Annotated in this window: 2 protein-coding genes; one reads left to right on the top strand and one right to left on the bottom strand. The window is 45.4% G+C overall.

The features are described from left to right. The coding region (locus A3729_RS06175) for an ATPase, T2SS/T4P/T4SS family (RefSeq protein ID WP_197475619.1) at positions 1-573 on the top strand (573 nt) is incomplete at its 5' end. Positions 574-627: 54 nt separating this feature from the next. Here the strand turns inward: A3729_RS06175 and A3729_RS06170 are convergent. Further along, positions 628-932: hypothetical protein (locus A3729_RS06170; RefSeq protein WP_231877359.1), on the bottom strand; the 305-nt coding region annotated here is incomplete at its 5' end.

The raw sequence follows: 932 nt of genomic DNA, 5'->3' as shown, positions 1-932 counted from the left end.
CTTAAGAACACCTTGAGGCAGGCACCAGACGTTATCATGATTGGTGAGATTCGTAGTAAGGAGACGATGGATTACGCGGTCACCTTTGCCGAGACTGGACACCTATGCTTGGCAACACTACACGCTAATAACGCTAACCAAGCACTCGACCGGATCATTAACTTTTTCCCGCCTGAACAGCAAAACCAGATATGGATGGATTTATCCCTAAACCTAAAGGCAATTGTTGCCCAGCAATTGATTCCAACGCCCGATGGTAAAGGCCGCCGAGCCTGTATCGAAGTGCTACTCAACACGCCTTTATGTGCAGACCTCATCCGCAAAAAAGAAATTCATAAGTTGAAGGAAATAATGACCAAATCGCGAGATATTGGTATGCAGACCTTTGATCAGGCCCTGTACGACCTGTATTCAGCTGGAGATGTTACTTATGAAGATGCGCTCGCCTATGCAGATTCAGCGAACGATTTACGTTTGATGATAAAGCTGGGGGCAGACGCCTCATCGCCTAACCAACTATCAGCAACAACTGATCGTCTTAGTATTCAGGATGATGGAGACATTGGTTTTTAGAAGAGATCTATAGGTAATCTGGCCAGCATGCCTGGCCAGATTATAACTAAGTAATTACTTAGCCATTCCTTCTTTCTGCGCTAGCTCGTCTTTGCCCAAGCCATGCTTGTAAAAGTACAATGTTTCCTGTTTGTTAAGCGTTTTTGCATCGATATAGGCTTGAGGAGCACCCCACACCACTGAAACCGGCCATAATAGCAAGTTACCAATAAATGCGCCCCACTGCTCCAAGTAAACATTACCAAAACCAGGTAGAATATTCAGAGCAGCCGCTAAGCCTGGATTATTCTCTTCGATCGGCTCAAGACTAGCCAATTCAAGGCGACGCTCGATTTCCATATATTCGTGCTTTTCACTTG

The organism is Oleiphilus sp. HI0043 (assembly GCF_001634935.1).
The sequence above is the reverse complement of the archived record's forward strand: the minus strand, read 5'-3'. Positions and strand labels throughout refer to the sequence as shown.